The 14943-nt window shown below is 65.7% G+C and carries 18 protein-coding genes; 15 read left to right on the top strand and 3 right to left on the bottom strand.

Annotated elements, in window-relative coordinates; genetic code table 11:
* Positions 1-45: 45 nt before the first annotated feature.
* The 7 genes from G6N38_RS25660 (at position 46) to G6N38_RS25630 (ending at position 3933) form a co-directional block, all read left to right on the top strand.
* Positions 46-660, top strand: coding sequence for a peroxidase-related enzyme (locus G6N38_RS25660; RefSeq protein WP_163750929.1), 615 nt, complete (start codon positions 46-48; stop codon positions 658-660).
* Positions 661-705: 45 nt separating this feature from the next.
* Complete coding sequence (locus tag G6N38_RS25655; protein ID WP_163750927.1) at positions 706-1131, top strand: TIGR03618 family F420-dependent PPOX class oxidoreductase; 426 nt, start codon at positions 706-708, stop codon at positions 1129-1131.
* An 84-nt stretch (positions 1132-1215) separates the two neighbouring features.
* Positions 1216-1515, top strand: coding sequence for a hypothetical protein (locus tag G6N38_RS25650; protein WP_163750925.1), 300 nt, complete (start codon positions 1216-1218; stop codon positions 1513-1515).
* Between the two features lie 191 nt (positions 1516-1706).
* The gene (locus G6N38_RS25645; protein ID WP_163750923.1) at positions 1707-2312 is read left to right on the top strand and encodes a hypothetical protein; all 606 of its coding nucleotides are present in this window, start codon (positions 1707-1709) and stop codon (positions 2310-2312) included.
* A 100-nt stretch (positions 2313-2412) separates the two neighbouring features.
* Entirely contained in the window at positions 2413-2676 is a 264-nt protein-coding gene (locus tag G6N38_RS25640) for a hypothetical protein (RefSeq protein WP_163750921.1), read from the top strand.
* A gap of 157 nt (positions 2677-2833) precedes the next feature.
* Positions 2834-3295, top strand: a complete 462-nt coding sequence (locus G6N38_RS25635; protein WP_163750919.1) for a DUF5078 domain-containing protein — start codon at positions 2834-2836, stop codon at positions 3293-3295.
* A gap of 89 nt (positions 3296-3384) precedes the next feature.
* Entirely contained in the window at positions 3385-3933 is a 549-nt protein-coding gene (locus tag G6N38_RS25630; RefSeq protein WP_163750917.1) for a hypothetical protein, read from the top strand.
* Between the two features lie 7 nt (positions 3934-3940).
* Here G6N38_RS25630 and G6N38_RS25625 read toward each other — a convergent pair whose 3' ends face one another.
* Positions 3941-4564: an FKBP-type peptidyl-prolyl cis-trans isomerase gene (locus G6N38_RS25625; protein ID WP_163750915.1), complete on the bottom strand. Its 624-nt coding sequence runs from the start codon at positions 4562-4564 to the stop codon at positions 3941-3943.
* A gap of 354 nt (positions 4565-4918) precedes the next feature.
* Here G6N38_RS25625 and G6N38_RS25620 point away from each other — a divergent pair, with 354 nt between their 5' ends.
* From G6N38_RS25620 to G6N38_RS25600, 5 genes are all read left to right on the top strand, one after another.
* Positions 4919-6181, top strand: a complete 1263-nt coding sequence (locus G6N38_RS25620) for a S1C family serine protease (protein WP_246228102.1) — start codon at positions 4919-4921, stop codon at positions 6179-6181.
* A 113-nt stretch (positions 6182-6294) separates the two neighbouring features.
* Positions 6295-6780, top strand: a complete 486-nt coding sequence (locus G6N38_RS25615; RefSeq protein WP_163750911.1) for a hypothetical protein — start codon at positions 6295-6297, stop codon at positions 6778-6780.
* 108 nt (positions 6781-6888) lie between these two features.
* A complete protein-coding gene (locus G6N38_RS25610) occupies positions 6889-8490 on the top strand; it encodes a S53 family peptidase (RefSeq protein ID WP_163750909.1) in 1602 nt (533 codons plus the stop codon).
* A gap of 35 nt (positions 8491-8525) precedes the next feature.
* Positions 8526-9689: a zinc ribbon domain-containing protein gene (locus G6N38_RS25605; RefSeq protein WP_163750907.1), complete on the top strand. Its 1164-nt coding sequence runs from the start codon at positions 8526-8528 to the stop codon at positions 9687-9689.
* Complete coding sequence (locus tag G6N38_RS25600; protein WP_163750905.1) at positions 9686-10426, top strand: hypothetical protein; 741 nt, start codon at positions 9686-9688, stop codon at positions 10424-10426. Before G6N38_RS25605 ends, G6N38_RS25600 begins: the two co-directional genes overlap by 4 nt.
* Before the next feature lie 49 nt (positions 10427-10475).
* Here the strand turns inward: G6N38_RS25600 and G6N38_RS25595 are convergent, their stop codons facing one another.
* A complete protein-coding gene (locus G6N38_RS25595; RefSeq protein WP_220101373.1) occupies positions 10476-11333 on the bottom strand; it encodes an RsiV family protein in 858 nt (285 codons plus the stop codon).
* A gap of 72 nt (positions 11334-11405) precedes the next feature.
* On the opposite strand from G6N38_RS25595, the gene G6N38_RS25590 reads away from it, so the two are divergent.
* The 3 genes from G6N38_RS25590 to G6N38_RS25580 all read left to right on the top strand — a co-directional run bounded on the left by G6N38_RS25590 (position 11406) and on the right by G6N38_RS25580 (position 13953).
* Positions 11406-12083 carry a pyridoxine/pyridoxamine 5'-phosphate oxidase gene (locus G6N38_RS25590; protein ID WP_179968447.1) on the top strand — a complete coding sequence of 226 codons (678 nt, stop codon included), beginning with the start codon at positions 11406-11408 and terminating at the stop codon, positions 12081-12083.
* A gap of 43 nt (positions 12084-12126) precedes the next feature.
* Positions 12127-13170, top strand: coding sequence for an alpha/beta fold hydrolase (locus tag G6N38_RS25585; RefSeq protein WP_163750901.1), 1044 nt, complete (start codon positions 12127-12129; stop codon positions 13168-13170).
* A gap of 75 nt (positions 13171-13245) precedes the next feature.
* Complete coding sequence (locus G6N38_RS25580) at positions 13246-13953, top strand: class I SAM-dependent methyltransferase (protein ID WP_163750899.1); 708 nt, start codon at positions 13246-13248, stop codon at positions 13951-13953.
* Here the strand turns inward: G6N38_RS25580 and G6N38_RS25575 are convergent.
* On the bottom strand, positions 13925-14773 hold the full coding sequence (locus G6N38_RS25575; protein WP_407662820.1) for a polysaccharide deacetylase family protein: 849 nt from the start codon (positions 14771-14773) through the stop codon (positions 13925-13927). The genes G6N38_RS25580 and G6N38_RS25575 overlap by 29 nt on opposite strands.
* Positions 14774-14943: the final 170 nt, after the last annotated feature.

Raw genomic sequence — 14943 nt, 5'->3', positions numbered from 1 at the left:
CACAAAAGGATTGGGCAGCCGCTGCGTTGGCGGCACAGTCACCCCATGACGACTACCGCTGACCCTGCCACCAACCTCGCCCCGACGCGAATCTCGCGCCTCGAGGTCCCCGAGGTCGACGCGTTGAGCAACCAGGCAGTGAAGGGCTTCTTCACCCACCAGCAACGCGAAGAGGGATTGACCTCGAACTGGTTCCGGGCTCTCGCACTGAACGAAGACGATCTGGGCCGGCTCAACGGCTATCTCCTTCCGCTGCTGGGCACCGACGGACGCGGTGGCTTGACCGCGCGGGAGCGTGAAGTGATTGCGACGGTTGTCTCGGGCGAGAACCGGTGCGCGTACTGCCACACCAACCACGCGAACAAGCTGGGCAAGGTCGCCGGCGACTGGTCATTCGGCCAGCGGGTGGCGATCGACCACCACCAGGTGCACGAACTGACCGACCGTGAGCGTGGGCTGGCTGATCTGGCCATCGCGGTGAACAACAACCCGCAGTCGATCCGCGACCACGACTTCGAGAACTTACGCCGCCTTGGGCTCGACGACCACCTCATCCTCGAGGCGATTTCGATCGCGGCGTTCATCGGCGCAACCAACAGGATCGGGATCGCGCTGGCGGTACCGCCGAACCCTGAATACACCGGTGTGCCGCAGCACTAGATGCCAGGCAGGAATAGCCCAGCGGAGCGAGAGGTTTGCGGCTACATGCCCAGAGAAATGACCGAGTCCGAGCGGCAGGATTTTCTTGCCGCCAAGCATGTCGCGGTGTTGTCCGTGGCCGCCACCGACGGCCGGCCGCCGGCCAGCGTGCCGGTCTGGTACGACTACAGCCCCGGCGGAAACGTCCGGGTCAACACCGGAGCGGGGCGACGCAAGGCCCGACTGATCGAGCAAGCCGGAGTGGTGACGCTCGTCGTCCAACACGAGGAACCGCCGTACCAGTACGTGGTGGTGGAAGGATCCGTGGCCGAGGTCACCGCACCCACCCCGCTGGAGGTACGCGAGGCCATCGCCGTGCGCTACCTGGGGGAGGAGGCCGGCCGCCAGTTCGTGCAGAGCATGGCAGGACAGGAGACCGTACTGTTCACCATCCGTCCGGATCGCTGGTTGACCGCCGACTTCACCGAATGAGTACTTGGGATCGGTAGGCGATCTTCGGTTCTTTACTTCTCGCAACGACGCCACGAAGGCGGCGAGTAACGAGAGGAAGAACCCATGAAGATCGTGCCGACTCCCATCACGCAGCAGATCGACCGTGTCGATCGCCAATACAGCCTGGCCATTGGTATCAGCACCGGCCTGTTGGCGTTCTGGTCGATCTACCGGGTCATCTGGTCGATCTACCTGGCGCTGACCTACGACTTCATCTTCGGCGCGCTGGTGTTTCCGATCGTCTTGTGGGGTGTGATCGGCGTTGTCGCAGCGATCACGTCATACGGTTTCGTCACCCGTTATCGCAAGGGATCTGCTAACGGCAGCACCGAAGGCAGCACCGAAACCAACAGAGTCGCCTGATCCCTCACCCCCGGTGCCTGGCGAGACTCGCTGGGCACCGGGAAGGCCTGAAACGGCCAGCGCGGCGCGGGCGATAGGTCGGGAGTACACAGACTTCGCTCCAGGGACTGGCGTTTTCTCCCGGCACAGCGATCGGCGATGTGTGCGACGATGCCCGTACGCCTAGGGCCAACGAGAGGACTGTCGGATTCATGACTGACGGGCACCGCACCGCGCCATTCGTCCGGGCGATCGTCATCGCAGGCCTAGTTGTCGGCACCGCATTCGTCGGGGTTGCCGCCGCCTCAGCCGACCCGATGACACCGACGCCGATTCCGGTCCCGTCCGACCCGGCAGCGGTTCCACCGGGCCAACCGGTCTCTGCGCCTGTCGACCCCGCAGCCGCACCCGCGCCCGCACCACCGCCGCCCGGCGCGCCGCCGTCGGTCCCCGAGATCGCCAACCCGACCTACGGCTCGCAGAACACCCCCGGCGTTCTTGGGTCGCTCAAAGATATGTGGCATCAGGTCCGCGACCCGTATTACGGACCCCAAGACGAGGCCTACGCCGGCGGCTCCGTCGCGCCGCCGGCGGGTGCCGGAGCGCCACCGCCACTGCCACCCGGATTCAAGTCGTATACCGCGCCCGGCTCTGAGGCGCCCCCGTCCGAGTCTGGCCCTGGTAAACCGCCGCCACCTGGAACTCCCGCTCTGCCGCCGGGCTACTACTCGATTACCGGGCCGCCGCCGCCCGGATACGAATTCAACGCCCCTGGACAGCCGGCCCCGATTACTGCCACACCTGCGCCGACGCCATAACGCCGCGAACCGCGATATCCGGGGTAGCGGATTATCCGCACCCAGTGCTGGTTATATTTGCTAAGTATCTCGATGACGTCTGAACGCTGGAGTCGTGCTCATGACCTTGATCAAAACCGCGCTGACTGCCGTCGGCGCACTCGCGGTTGGACTCGCGATCGGAATCGCACCGGCGAGCGCTGACCCGCCGCCGCCGGACCAGAATGTCGGCGAGCCGGTGCCTGCCTGGGCACCGAGCAAGCCTGCCGAGGTCTGGGCCGGGCGCCCCGTCGTGTGGACCCACATGTGGGGAGGCCGCTGGGGCGTGTGGATCAACGACGGCTTCATCACGCTGTCGTCCAACCCGGTCACCAATGGCGGCTGACACCTGCCACGGCAGAAGTCTCACGCGTCACAAACGCCGTCCGACGCGCACCTAGGGTGGATACTGCGCACTGGACCGCTATATAGTTAGTCCGCTTAATGGTTTAGGGTTCGCGCCGCGCCGGCAGCACCCGACCGACTGATGGAGCAGGAGAACGATGACCGGATTGATGAGTCGCGCAACGCTCGCGGGAATGGCGTTGAGCGCAGTGGCGGCTGCAGGTGTCATCTCCGCCGGCCCGGCGAACGCCGACGCCAGCGACGACTATCCGATCCCGCATCGCATAATCGTCACTCAATGCGACACCGAGCAGTACATGGCTGCGGCGCGCGACACCAGCCCGGTCTACTTCGAGCGCTACATGATCGACCGCAGCAACCGGCCCCCAGAGGTGCAGCAGCTCGCCTTCGACCGCATTCACTGGTTCTTCTCGCTCGACCCGGTGGCTCGACGCCAGTACTCCGAGGACACCGCGACCAACATCTACTACGAGTTCGTCGCGACCCGCTGGGGCAACTGGGCCAAGCTGTTCTTCAACAACAAGGGCGTCGTGGCCAAAGCCACCGATGTCTGCATGAACTACCCGAAGGGCGATATGTCCGTCTGGGACTGGACATAACTGCGGAGCTAATTTCTGGGCGGCGGTAACACGACCGTCAATTCCATCTATATACCGGCATCAACGACGTTGCCCGGATACGCAGGTGGATGATGACGCAAACTCATTCGAAGGTAGCCAACTCACTGCGTCTCAGTTGCGCCCTCGCGGCCGCGGTGATGGGCACGCCTGTCGTCGCGCCAATGGCCGCCGCCGACCCGGTGCGCGTGCCCTGCGGCGTGCTCGACCAGGTTCGGGAAAGCCTCGATAACGACATCAACGCCGGCATCGGCGGCGTGCGGATCGTCATCAGCTCGCCCTACGCGAGTGGGGCCGCCCAACAGCGCGACACCAACGTGAAACTCGCGATGATCAGCCACGGCGTGCACTACATGGAGGACGTCAACGGCCCCGGCATAGTCCCGGGGCTGACGCCGGCACTGGTCGACCTGCACCGCGCCAGTGACGACATGCGGGATGCCGTCGGGGCGCTCTTCGTGATTTCCGGTGGCTCCGGGTACGGCTACGGGGCCTACGGGCCCACGGTGTCCAACGCCTGGCCGCAGCCGTCGACCTGGACCGCCATCGACTATGCCGACCAGAAGAAGGACGACATCTACGCGCTGGTGAACGGTCTCCAGCCGACCTGCCTGCCGTAGCCGGCGGCTATGAGGCGCTGAGGATCTTGATCGCGAAAACCAGGGTATCGCCGGGGAGGATTCCCGCTCTGGGCTGACCGTCCGGATAGCCATCGGCGGAGACCATCGCGACAGCGACAGTCGATCCCACTGTCTGGCCGGCGATGGCCTTTTGGAAGCCTGGCACAACACCGTCGAGCGGGAAGTCGGCCGGCTCGCCACGCTGATAGCTGCTGTCGAACACGTTCCCGTCACGTCCGTTGACGCCCATGTAGCAGACCGAAACCGACGCTGTCGGCGCGACGACAGGTCCGCTACCGGCCTGAAGCGTGTGCACTTGGGTCGCGGTGACGGTGAAAGGTGTGGTCACCTTCACGACGGGCGCGGCGGTGTCGGTGGACCCGGTAACGGCAACGCTGCCGGTGGCTCCGGGCAAAGTCCACTCAGGCGTGCCTGCATTCGCCGGCGGAGTCGTCGGGCACGTGGCGTCCGGGCCGGCCGCCTGGGTGACCGAGGACGCGACCGCAGGGGCGGTGGAGGTCTTGCTCGCCGACGGGGTGCTGGTATCGGAGCCGCACGCGGTCAATGTCAGGGCGATCGATGCGGCGCAGGCTGCAAGGGCGACGGCAGAGGGCACACGAGGGGAATTCACGGTCGCAACGCTACAGCCGCATTGCCCGACGCTGGCCTACCGGCACCCAATATCGGCCAACTAAAAAGTCTTGGGCTGCGTTGAAGTAATTCTCAGCAAAGCTTCAGTCATCGAAGGCAGACTGCGTTCAGGCGCTAGCTGGCGCATACATTAATTTGTTATGAGAAAGAGAAATCGAACGCGATGAGCTACCGGTCAGGGAATGCGCCACACGACAACCATCAGCAATGGCGTCCGAAAGATGCTGTAAACCAGACCAATTCGAACCAATGGGGTCATGAGAGGTATCAACCTCATAACGAGACTTCGGATGCAGGTCAGATGTACCCGCCCACTTACGGGCCGCACACCGATATGCGCGGTCAATTCGTGAGACCCGCGTCACAGCAAAATCTGAAACAGCGGTCGAAAGCACGGGCCGGCGTGTTGGTGTGTGGGACGGCCGCTGTCGCGATGGTTGCCGGCGCCGCCGCCGTCGTCGTGGTCGACCATGTCGGGCAGCCTGCCGCCACGGTTGCGGCACCCGCGCAGGCGACCGCGGGAGTCGCCTCCCCGAAGTCCGTCTCCAACCAGCCTGCCGCCCAGGCGCCGGCCGGATCGGTGGAACAGGTCTCGGCCAAGGTGCTGCCTAGCGTGGTGAAACTGCAGATCAGCAGTGGACAGCAGAGCGAAGAGGGGTCCGGGATCGTCCTGAGCTCCGACGGACTGATCTTGACCAACAACCATGTCGTGGCGGCGGCCGCGCAAGCAGCGAGTGGCCAGGGCCCGATGGCCGGCCAGGCCGGTCCCAGCGGCGACGACCAGAGCGGCCCGGGTGTCCGGCCGTTCGGCCGGACCAGCGGCAGCGGTGTCGAGGCCACCGTGACCCTCTCCGACGGCCGGACGGTGCCGTTCACCGTCGTGGGTACCGACCCCGCCGACGACATCGCGGTGGTCCGGGCACAAGGCGCGTCCGGCCTGACCCCGATCACCATCGGGTCGTCCAGCGACCTGAAGGTGGGGCAGAACGTCGTCGCCGTCGGGTCACCGCTGGGACTGCAGGGCACGGTCACCACCGGGATCATCAGCGCTCTGGACCGTCCGGTGGCGACCGGCGACGACCAGACTGGTCAGCATTCGGTCATGAGCGCCATCCAGACCGATGCGGCGATCAACCCGGGTAACTCCGGCGGGGCGCTGGTGGACATGAACGGTGACCTGATCGGTGTGAACTCGGCGATCGCATCCCTTGGCGGCGGCCAGGGTTCGCCGGGGGCTCAAGCCGGCTCGATCGGCCTTGGCTTCGCCATTCCGGTGGATCAGGCCAAACGCATTGCCGACGAACTGATCTCCACAGGTACGGTCCAGCACGCGTCGCTGGGTGTCCAGCTCAGTTCGAACGACAGCGCCCGCGGTGCGCTGATCGCTGGAGTCGCGGATGGCAGTCCGGCCGCGACGGCCGGCCTGCCAAAAGGTGCGGTGATCACCAAGGTCGACAGCCGCGTGATCGACGGCCCCGAGTCGCTTGTCGCAGCGATTCGTTCAAAGGCGCCCGGAGACAACGTGACCCTGACCTACAACGATCCGTCGGGGGCGTCGCAGACCGTGCAGGTGACGCTCGGCCAGATGCAGTCCTGACAAACTGTCCTGGCGCCCAAGATAATTGGAGCGATGCTCCAATTATCTTGGGCAGTGGCGGTTATAGTCCCTAGCGGTCAGCTATGTCGGCAGACATCTAGGGGAGATCGATCGTGAACCGTACCGCCCGTACGCTCGGCATCGTCATTGCGCTGGGAGGCATTGCCGCCGTGAGCCTGCCAGGATGCTCATCGTCGAATTCACCATCGCCAACGAGCACATCTGCCAAACCCGCCGTCACCGCATCGGCCACATCGAACGCACCCATCAGCTCGACCACCACGTCCGCGGCCGACTGCACCAAGGCCGGACTCGCCGACGCCGCCACCAAAGCCGTGCAGGCCGTGGCACAAGAAAACACCTACCGCATCGATGACGTGAAGTGCGCCGACGGCTGGGCGGTAACCGGCGGCCTGTGGTCCAGCACGACCAATCCGGACATGGGCGCGCCCGCCACCCTGGTGTTCCAGCAGCAAGGTCCTGCGTGGGTGAACGAGGACAAGCAGAAGGTGTGCGGCACGAACGCGTCGACCACCCCTGCGCCCGCTGACGCCAAGATTCCCGCCGCACTGTACGAGTTCGGCTGCCTGACCGGCTAATTCGCCGACGCGCCGCCAGGAGTCGTACCAAACCGACGTCGTCCCATTACAGTTTCGTTCGCGCACTGAAGCATCCGGCGATGTGCCGAGGGGAGCACACACGTACCGATGGGACGAACCACACGACCACTGCGGATTTCGCTCGCCCTGATCACCGCCGGAGCGCTGACCCTGGTGGCCCTCCAACTGCGATCCCACTCGGGTTGGCGTCTGCCGCCACCCATTTCGGGTCCGTTCGCCACCCTTTTGGCTATCTCGACGAATCTTGGCGACTCGCGGGCCGAGACGGTCGAACTCACTGCCGAGCTCAACAGACCGGAACGCCCCGACCGCCTCGAGGCATGGGCGGCCGCCAACGGCCTCGCTGTTCGATGGCGGACTGGCGACCAATGGGCGGTGGTGCAGGGGCCGCCCGCCCACGTCGCTGCGGCGTTGCGGGTGGCCGTCCACGACTACCGGGGCCGAGCCGGACAGGTGTTCTACGCCTCGCCCCAGCAGCCTGCGGTTCCCGCGTCGTTGAAAGACACCGTGGCCGGGCTCGGCAGGATCCTCAGCTACACGCCGTACCACTCGAACAGTCCGTCGTTCCGGCCGTTGGACGTACCCGACCACAGCCTGCCACCGGACTCGTTGCGGACGACCTACAACGTGCGGCCGCTGACCGAAGCGGGCTATACCGGCAAGGGCACCTCCATCGCCGTATTCGGCTTCGACGGATTCGATCAAGCCGACCTGGACATGTTCACCACGACATACGCCCTGCCGAAGCTCATCCCGGAGATCGTCGGTGGGATGCCCGAACAACGTACCGGCGAGTCCACGATGGATCTGCAGGTCGCCCACGCGGTAGCCCCCGACGCGCGCAAGGTGCTCGTCAACGCGCGGTCGACAGTCGCCGGCGGAAGCACCTACGTCAAGATCGCCGAGCTGATGCAGTCGGTGGACCGGCAATACCCCGGCGCCATATGGACTTTGTCCATCGGCTGGGGATGCGACCGAATGATCACCGCCGCCGACCTAGCCCCGATCCGCGGTGCCATCTCCACCGCGCTCGCTCATGGCACCACAGTTTTCGACGCCAGTGGAGATCTCGCCGGCCTGGAATGCAAACGGGGGCACGACTGGTCGGCACCGCCAGGTCCCGCCGACGTCGGGCTGGATGCCGTTGCTTCCTTGCCCGAGGTCACCAACGTGGGTGGGACCACGCTGTCGACCGACGAGAACTACCGGTGGCTGAGCGAGCAGGCATGGAGCGACGGCCCGTTGACCCAGGGGAGCGGGGGCGGGGTATCCAGCCTCTTCGACCGGCCACCCTGGCAGGCAAGCATTTCCAGCACGACGAACACCGTGCGCCGGCTGACTCCCGATGTCGCGGCCGTGGCCGACAGCTCGACCGGCGCGGTCATCGTGCAGCACCAGCAGTTCGTGGTGGGCGGTGGCACCTCGCAGGCCGCCCCGATCTGGGCCGGCATTGCCGCGGTGATCAACCAATTCCTCGTGGCCAATGGCGGCAGGCCGCTGGGTGAGTTCAACCCAATGCTGTACCGCCTCAAGGCTGGCGCGACCCGCCCAGGGTTCCACGACATCACATTGGGCACCAACGCCGTCGCGGTATCCCAGCCCGGCTACGACATGGTGACCGGATTAGGCAGTCCCGACGTCGACAACCTGGCCCACAACATCCTTGACGTGCAACGGGGTCCGCGATGACCGAACATCATGACGACACAGCTAACATCGCGACGATGCCGTGCCCAGCGTGCCACCACGACGTCCCGGCGGGCAGGTTCTGTGCACGCTGTGGCGCGCGCCTGTCCCTGGCTCCCGGCGATCGCCCCGGACTGCTGCGCGTCACCTCCTACGCTGCCGCGCCGGGCGAGAACGTTCTGCAGCCCACCATTGTCAGTACGTTGTTCCCGCACCTGCCGCTCCGCTCACGCCGTGCGTTCCGGCTCAGTCTGTTCCTCGTCGTGGCTGTGTTGATCGCGTTCTGCGTGCTGCAGTGGTATGTGCCGATGCTGGCCCTTGCGGTCTTCGCGCCACCGATACTCGTCGTGATCTACCTTGTCGAATCCCGACTGCTGGCCGATCTACCGGCCTGGATCTGGGTTTTGACCGCGGCGCTGGGCATTGCGGTCGCGCTGGGCTGGGTGACCTTGACCGCTGCCATCGTGAGGGAGACATACAGCCTTGGGCTGGGCACCCAAATCCCAACCACGCGCCTGGTACTCGACGCGGTGGTGATTCCGTTCGGGGCGCTGCTGGCGTTGCAGCTACCCGCGATACTCGTTCGGCTAGCTAGAACGCAAGTCCGAGAATCGCTGCACGGCTTCGCAATTGGCTTGGTCGGCGCCACCGCATTCACCCTCGCGACGGACGTGGCCAGACTGATCCCGCAGCTAGGCGACGCCGCGGTGGCGGGCGACCTGCCCATCCCGGATATGCTGCTGCAGGCTGGGGTTCGCGGCATCACTGAACCATTGACCGGCTTATCGCTGAGCGGCCTCGTCGGAGCCGGCCTTTGGTATGCCAGGCGCGACGGCCCCGACCGGCGTGGCGTGCTAGCAGTCGGCGGTCTCGGTGTGGTCGTCGGTGCTGCCGCCTACGCCTGCGTCGGCCTCGCCGAGGCCTACCAGTTACCGCCGTACCTCCAGTTTCTGGTGCACGTCGTGTTCGCGGTCGCCGCGGTCGTCGCATTGCGCGTGGGCCTGCAACTGATGATGTTGCGGGAAGAACACGCGGTCGTCTATCCGGAGCTGCCGATCCTGTGCGTGTGGTGCCAGCACGTGGTGCCCGACACCAAGTTCTGTCCCGCATGCGGTATTGCCAGCCACGCGGCATCGCGGACCTCACGCGCCGCCCGTCGGCGAGATCGACCGCAACCGCACGTCGAATTGGTGGAGCAATGAGCGCCCCCGCCGTGCCCCAGCCTGCGGAACTGTTCCCCGGTTACTCGGTGCAGTCGGGTTCGTATACGGCTGGGCCGCAACGGTTCACATCACTACCCCGGATGATGCTGACTGTGGTCGTCAGCCTGGCGGTGTTGGTCGGAGGTTCGACGGCGGCATGGGCGATGGCCGTCGGGCCGACCGAGCGCTACAGCTGTCCGCCGGATTGCGGGCGACCACCGGCCGGGGTGCCGGTGCAGGCCAATCCCCGCTTCGTCTCGACCGACGGGGAGTTCTCGGTGTCCTACCCGGCGCCAGGATCCGCCTACGACGTCAAGCTGGAGGACGACGGCGTGTCCGCGACGTACCTGGGTGGCGACGGGGGCGTGATGGAACTCTTCAGCGTTCCCGCCGAGGGCCGGTCGGCCGAAGATGTGATGGACGATCTTCTCAAGGACAAACAACCCGACGCGACGGTGGCTTATGTATTGCCCAACACCACAGTGGGTTACCAACTCGGCTTCGGCCAAGTCCTGGACGTCTACCCGCAGGGCGGTACGTCGGTGTCGCGAACCCGCATCGTCGTCATGGTCGCGGTGAAGAACGACCTGGCCCTGGTCGGCGCCGCGATCGGTCCGTACCACAAGTTCGTGCCCGGCGACGGGCCCGGGGTACCCTCCGGCGCGAATCTCGAACTCGCCCAGGATCTGGGCAAATACGTCAACAGCTTTCTCTGGAAGGGCGATCCGCCGCGGTAACCAAGGGTGTCCCTCCTCCCGACTCCTGGGAGGAAGGACAACCAGCAGTTCAGATGCCGGGACTGAGCATGGGCGCGATCGCGCTACGAGGTACCGACACCTGGAAGTCACTGGTGGCGGCCCGCAGCTCATCCTTATCGAAGAAGAAGATGACCGCATCATCGGTGACCGCGAAATTCTGGTAGTTGGCCGGGTCATGTCCGGCCGCAGGATCCGCAGCGAAGGGCTCACCCGAGGAAGTGCTGATCTGTTCATTCACAATCGGCAGGATCACGTCAAGCGGCTTTACGCCCGGCGCAAACAGTGCGTCAAAGGTGATGGGTGCCTGGGTCGCCCTGTTGTAGGGAAACGCCTTGTACCACGTCATGGGATGGGCTGTGCCGCTGATGTTCTGGACCGTCTTGAGTACGACGGTCTCAGTGCCGGCCGGCGCCGTACCCGAGGTGTATGCCGTGCCCGTGACCCTCAGTTCAGACGAGCCGGCCGGATTCGGATCCGCACGCGTCGGCGCCTCGGTCGCGTAGTAGTCATTGGCGGTCTTGGTCGCAAAGTCCACTACTTCCTGTTCCAGTGGCGTATTCGCCGGAAATTCGATATCGACGTTGCTGCGCGGGTGGCCGGTTCCCCATACACACTTGCCCGCCACAGGATTGGCGCAGAGGCCCAGTGGGTCGTTGATCGGTACGGCCTTGGCGGGGCTTGCCACCCCGAGCGCGACCGCGCCCAGCAGCGCCGCAGCAGCTGAGGTGTGGATGAGGTCTTTCACAATGTTTGCCCTTCTACTCGTTGACGCACGGGACTGCGCTCGATGCGAAACGACCGTCGGCAATCCCCCCGGAACAGCTAACTCTATGTAGACCCGCAACCACATTCGAATAGCCCAGCCCCCGTGGATCTTTGGCGGCAAGCCCACCATCCTACCAAGGGGCTGCACGACCATCATCCTCGCAGAGCCCAGGCAACACGCTACGTTCTGAGAGTGGACAACAATCGGTGGTCTGACGGTGACGGCGGGCGCGCATATCTGCGAGCACTGCCGGTCCTGTCAGGGATAGCGCCAGGGTTCGAGCTCGGTGAGGCCCCCGCCGAACCTATTTCGCTGTTTGTTGCGTGGCTGCGAACGGCAGTCAACGCGGGAGTTCCCGAGCCGCACGCGATGACGATCTCGACCGTCGACGCGCAGGGAATGCCGCGCGCTCGGGTGCTCATCCTGAAGGCGGTCGACAATGCCGGGTGGCATTTCGCGGTGAGCTCGGTAAGCCAGAAAGGTCGGGACCTCGCCGCCCATCCCGCTGCCGCACTGACGTTTTATTGGCCGGCGTTGGTGCGCCAAGTCCGTGTCGTCGGGACGGTCGTCAGCGATGGGGCGGCGGCGAGTGCCGACGACTTTCGCGCCCGCCCATTGGGTTCGCGGGCGATGGCTTTGACGCTGCGCCAAAGCCAGCCCATGCCCGACGCGGGAGAGCTCGACACCGAAATCGCCAAGGCACACCACCGCCTCGGTGCCGAGCCCGATTACGTCCCGGACGAATGGATGTCGTACGCGGTGTGTCCAGCCGAGGTGGAGTTCTGGGAGGGCTCGCCAGATCGCCGGCACCGCCGCCTGGCCTACACCCGGGCGGGCAACCGGTGGGACCGCACCCAGCTCTGGCCCTAGTTTCGAGGGCTTGACCCGCATGGAAGTCGTACGCTCGCAGGCGATGCTCGACAAGTCCGAGATTCGGTTCCTGCCCGTTGGCGCCCGCCGCCTGGCGTACGAGGTGCGCGGCGACGGCCCGCCGTTGGTGGCCCCCGCGTGGTGGGTGAGCCATCTTGAATTGGACTGGCAAAGCCCCGACGTTCGGCGATTCTGGGCGGGCGTGGCGGAAAACTACACCCTGATCCGCTACGACCGGCTCGGGGTGGGGATGTCGGATCGCGAGATGGACGAATCCGATCTCACCCTGGATGGCGAGGTCGCGACGCTGTGCGCACTCCTCGACGAACTCGGGCTCGATCGGGTCTCGCTCATCGGCGGCTCATCCGGCAGCTCTACTGCCGTCGCCTTCGCCGCGGCTTTCCCGGAGCGCGTCGAGCACCTGGTGCTGTACGGGTCGTATCCCCATGGCGATGTGCTCACCGCGCCCGGGGTGGGAGAGGCGATCGTGGCGGCAGTTCGCGCACATTGGGGACTGGGTGCCCGAATGCTCAGCGATATCTTTCTCGGCAACGCGGAGGCTGCCGAGCACGAACGCTTCACCCGGCTGCAACGCGAGTCGGCGACGGCGCAGACCGCCGCCGCGTTGCTGGACATGGTCTATCGGCTCGATGTCCGTGCGCACCTTCCCATCGTCCGCTCGGCGGCGACGGTCGTGCATCGCCGCGACGACCGGGCCGTGCCCTACCGGCTCGGGCGTGAGGTCGCGGCCGCGATACCCGGCGCGACCTTTATCCCGCTGCCCGGGCACTCACACTTCCCGTGGCACGGTGACGTCGACTCCGTGGTCCGCGCATGCCGCCAAGGGCTGGCACACGATCAGCCGAACGCCGCCGATACGCACCGTTCCGAACCCGCCCTGCTGTCGCGTCGGGAGCGTGAGATTCTCGCCTGCGTCGCACACGGTCTCGGTGACCGCGAGATCGCCGAGCAGCTCCAGCTGAGCCCGCACACCGTGCACCGCCACGTCGCGAACATCCGGCGCAAGCTCGGCGCCACCTCGCGGACGGCCGCAGTGGCTCAAGCCGCGCGTCTAGGCCTGGTGTAGCCGGAACGGGCCATCACGTGAAGATGGCCGCACTCAGGGATGCGCCAATGTGCCGGCGGCTCGTAGGTTGCCGGCATGACCGAGATCGCGGCTAACCAAAGCACCGACCGGAAGGCGAGTGCGTCGTATTCGGTGTGGTTGCGCATGATGGCCCTGCTGTACGACCCGTTTGTCTGGCTGGGCGAGGTGATGGGGATGCGACGGCGCCGGCGGAACCTCGTGGCCGACGCATCCGGTCGCGTCGTGGAGATCGGGGCCGGCACCGGGCTGAACGTTGGGCACTATCCCGAAGGTCTCGATGAACTCGTGCTGACCGAGCCGGAACCCGACATGCGTCGCAAACTCGTGCGGCAGGCGAGTCGGCGAGCCCTGGCGGTGCGGGTCGTCGGTGCCCCCGCCGAGAGGCTGCCATTCGCCGACGCGTCGGCGGACACCGTCGTGTCGACGCTCGTGCTGTGCACCGTCGATAACCCGGAACAGGCGCTGCGCGAGATCGCACGCGTCCTTCGCCCGGGTGGGCGGCTGCTGTTCATCGAGCACGTTCGGGCGAGTTCGCGGTTCCTGTCGGCGTGCCAGGACGGCCTGTTGAGGCCGTGGCGCGGTTTCGCGGGCGGATGTGTGTGCAACCGTCCGACGTTGGAGCTGATGCGTGGCTGCGGGTTCACCGTTGAGGCCAAGGACCAGGTGTGGCGCGGGATGCCGGCGATCGTCCACCCGCTAATCGTGGGATCGGCGACCGTCAGCCCCTCGACGGTCAACCCCGTGCCAGGAACACGTCGTTGAGGGTGACAGTGCGGATGTTCCGCGCGCGGATGATGTCGACGAGCTGTCCGTACACGTGGGTCACTGGCACGTGATTGAGATGGCCCAACACGATCGACCGCGGCGTGAAGTACTGATTGGCCATCTTGACGATGTAGTCCTCGGCGATGACGGTCGAGTCGGCCAGCGAACCGGACCAGAGCGTGGGGACCGTGTAGCCAGTATCCAGCGCGACGGCGTCGACCGCTGAATTGTGCTTGCCGTAGGGCGGCCGGAAGTAGGGTGCGGCGTCGACACCGTAGGTGTCCTTCATGAAGCGGTCATTGCGGGCGAGTTCGTCGCGGATTCTCGACGTGGGCACCGTGGTGAGGTCGGGATGCGACCACGTGTGGTTGCCAAGCTGGATCTGCCCCGAGTCGACCAGGGGGCGTAATTCGTCACGGTTGTCGGTCCAGGACCTGTTGACCCCGTTGAGAAAGAACGTCAACCGAACCCCGGTGTCGCGGGCGAAGCGGATGTAGTGAGCCACTACTTCACTGTTCACCCCGTCATCGAGGGTCAGAGCCATCGTGTTGTCATTCGCGGGTAGTCGACTCAACACACCACCGCCGGGTAGGCGCACCCGGTGACGGGGATCGGGAGGGGGGAGCAGTCTGGGCGGCGCTGATGCCGCGGGCTTCGCGGCGGTCGACGCCGGCGAAGCGCCCGATAGATTTGGACTGGCCGGGCTGGCATCGGGGCTGCCGGGCCGCTCATATATCCAGTCAGCAGCGGTGACGGCCGCGCCTGCCACCACGGTCGCGGCAAGCACTAACAACCGACGCCGAGTCACGTCGCCCATGTTCATCGCCCTTGTCATGGCCTTCCTGCGCCCTCACCCGGCGTGCGGCGGCGGCGCGCACGTTAGCAGGTCCAAGGAAACACGCGAAGGTTGTCCTTCTGCTGTGAAGCACCCCTGAGCAGCGCGCTAGCCGAAAATCACCACGAATGAAACGACACGATGCATGCTGG

This window comes from Mycolicibacterium helvum (assembly GCF_010731895.1).
In the GTDB taxonomy this organism is placed as follows: domain Bacteria; phylum Actinomycetota; class Actinomycetes; order Mycobacteriales; family Mycobacteriaceae; genus Mycobacterium; species Mycobacterium helvum.
Note: the sequence above shows the minus strand (reverse complement) of the source record. Positions and strands in the feature narration are given on the sequence as shown.

Coding starts and splice junctions, on each gene's coding strand:
- G6N38_RS25660 (WP_163750929.1), top strand. CDS start 46: ATGACGACTACCGCTGACCCTGCCACCAACCTCGCCCCGACGCGAATC.
- G6N38_RS25655 (WP_163750927.1), top strand. CDS start 706: ATGCCCAGAGAAATGACCGAGTCCGAGCGGCAGGATTTTCTTGCCGCC.
- G6N38_RS25650 (WP_163750925.1), top strand. CDS start 1,216: ATGAAGATCGTGCCGACTCCCATCACGCAGCAGATCGACCGTGTCGAT.
- G6N38_RS25645 (WP_163750923.1), top strand. CDS start 1,707: ATGACTGACGGGCACCGCACCGCGCCATTCGTCCGGGCGATCGTCATC.
- G6N38_RS25640 (WP_163750921.1), top strand. CDS start 2,413: ATGACCTTGATCAAAACCGCGCTGACTGCCGTCGGCGCACTCGCGGTT.
- G6N38_RS25635 (WP_163750919.1), top strand. CDS start 2,834: ATGACCGGATTGATGAGTCGCGCAACGCTCGCGGGAATGGCGTTGAGC.
- G6N38_RS25630 (WP_163750917.1), top strand. CDS start 3,385: ATGATGACGCAAACTCATTCGAAGGTAGCCAACTCACTGCGTCTCAGT.
- G6N38_RS25620 (WP_246228102.1), top strand. CDS start 4,919: ATGCGCGGTCAATTCGTGAGACCCGCGTCACAGCAAAATCTGAAACAG.
- G6N38_RS25610 (WP_163750909.1), top strand. CDS start 6,889: ATGGGACGAACCACACGACCACTGCGGATTTCGCTCGCCCTGATCACC.
- G6N38_RS25605 (WP_163750907.1), top strand. CDS start 8,526: ATGCCGTGCCCAGCGTGCCACCACGACGTCCCGGCGGGCAGGTTCTGT.
- G6N38_RS25600 (WP_163750905.1), top strand. CDS start 9,686: ATGAGCGCCCCCGCCGTGCCCCAGCCTGCGGAACTGTTCCCCGGTTAC.
- G6N38_RS25585 (WP_163750901.1), top strand. CDS start 12,127: ATGCTCGACAAGTCCGAGATTCGGTTCCTGCCCGTTGGCGCCCGCCGC.
- G6N38_RS25580 (WP_163750899.1), top strand. CDS start 13,246: ATGACCGAGATCGCGGCTAACCAAAGCACCGACCGGAAGGCGAGTGCG.
- G6N38_RS25575 (WP_407662820.1), bottom strand. CDS start 14,773: ATGGGCGACGTGACTCGGCGTCGGTTGTTAGTGCTTGCCGCGACCGTG.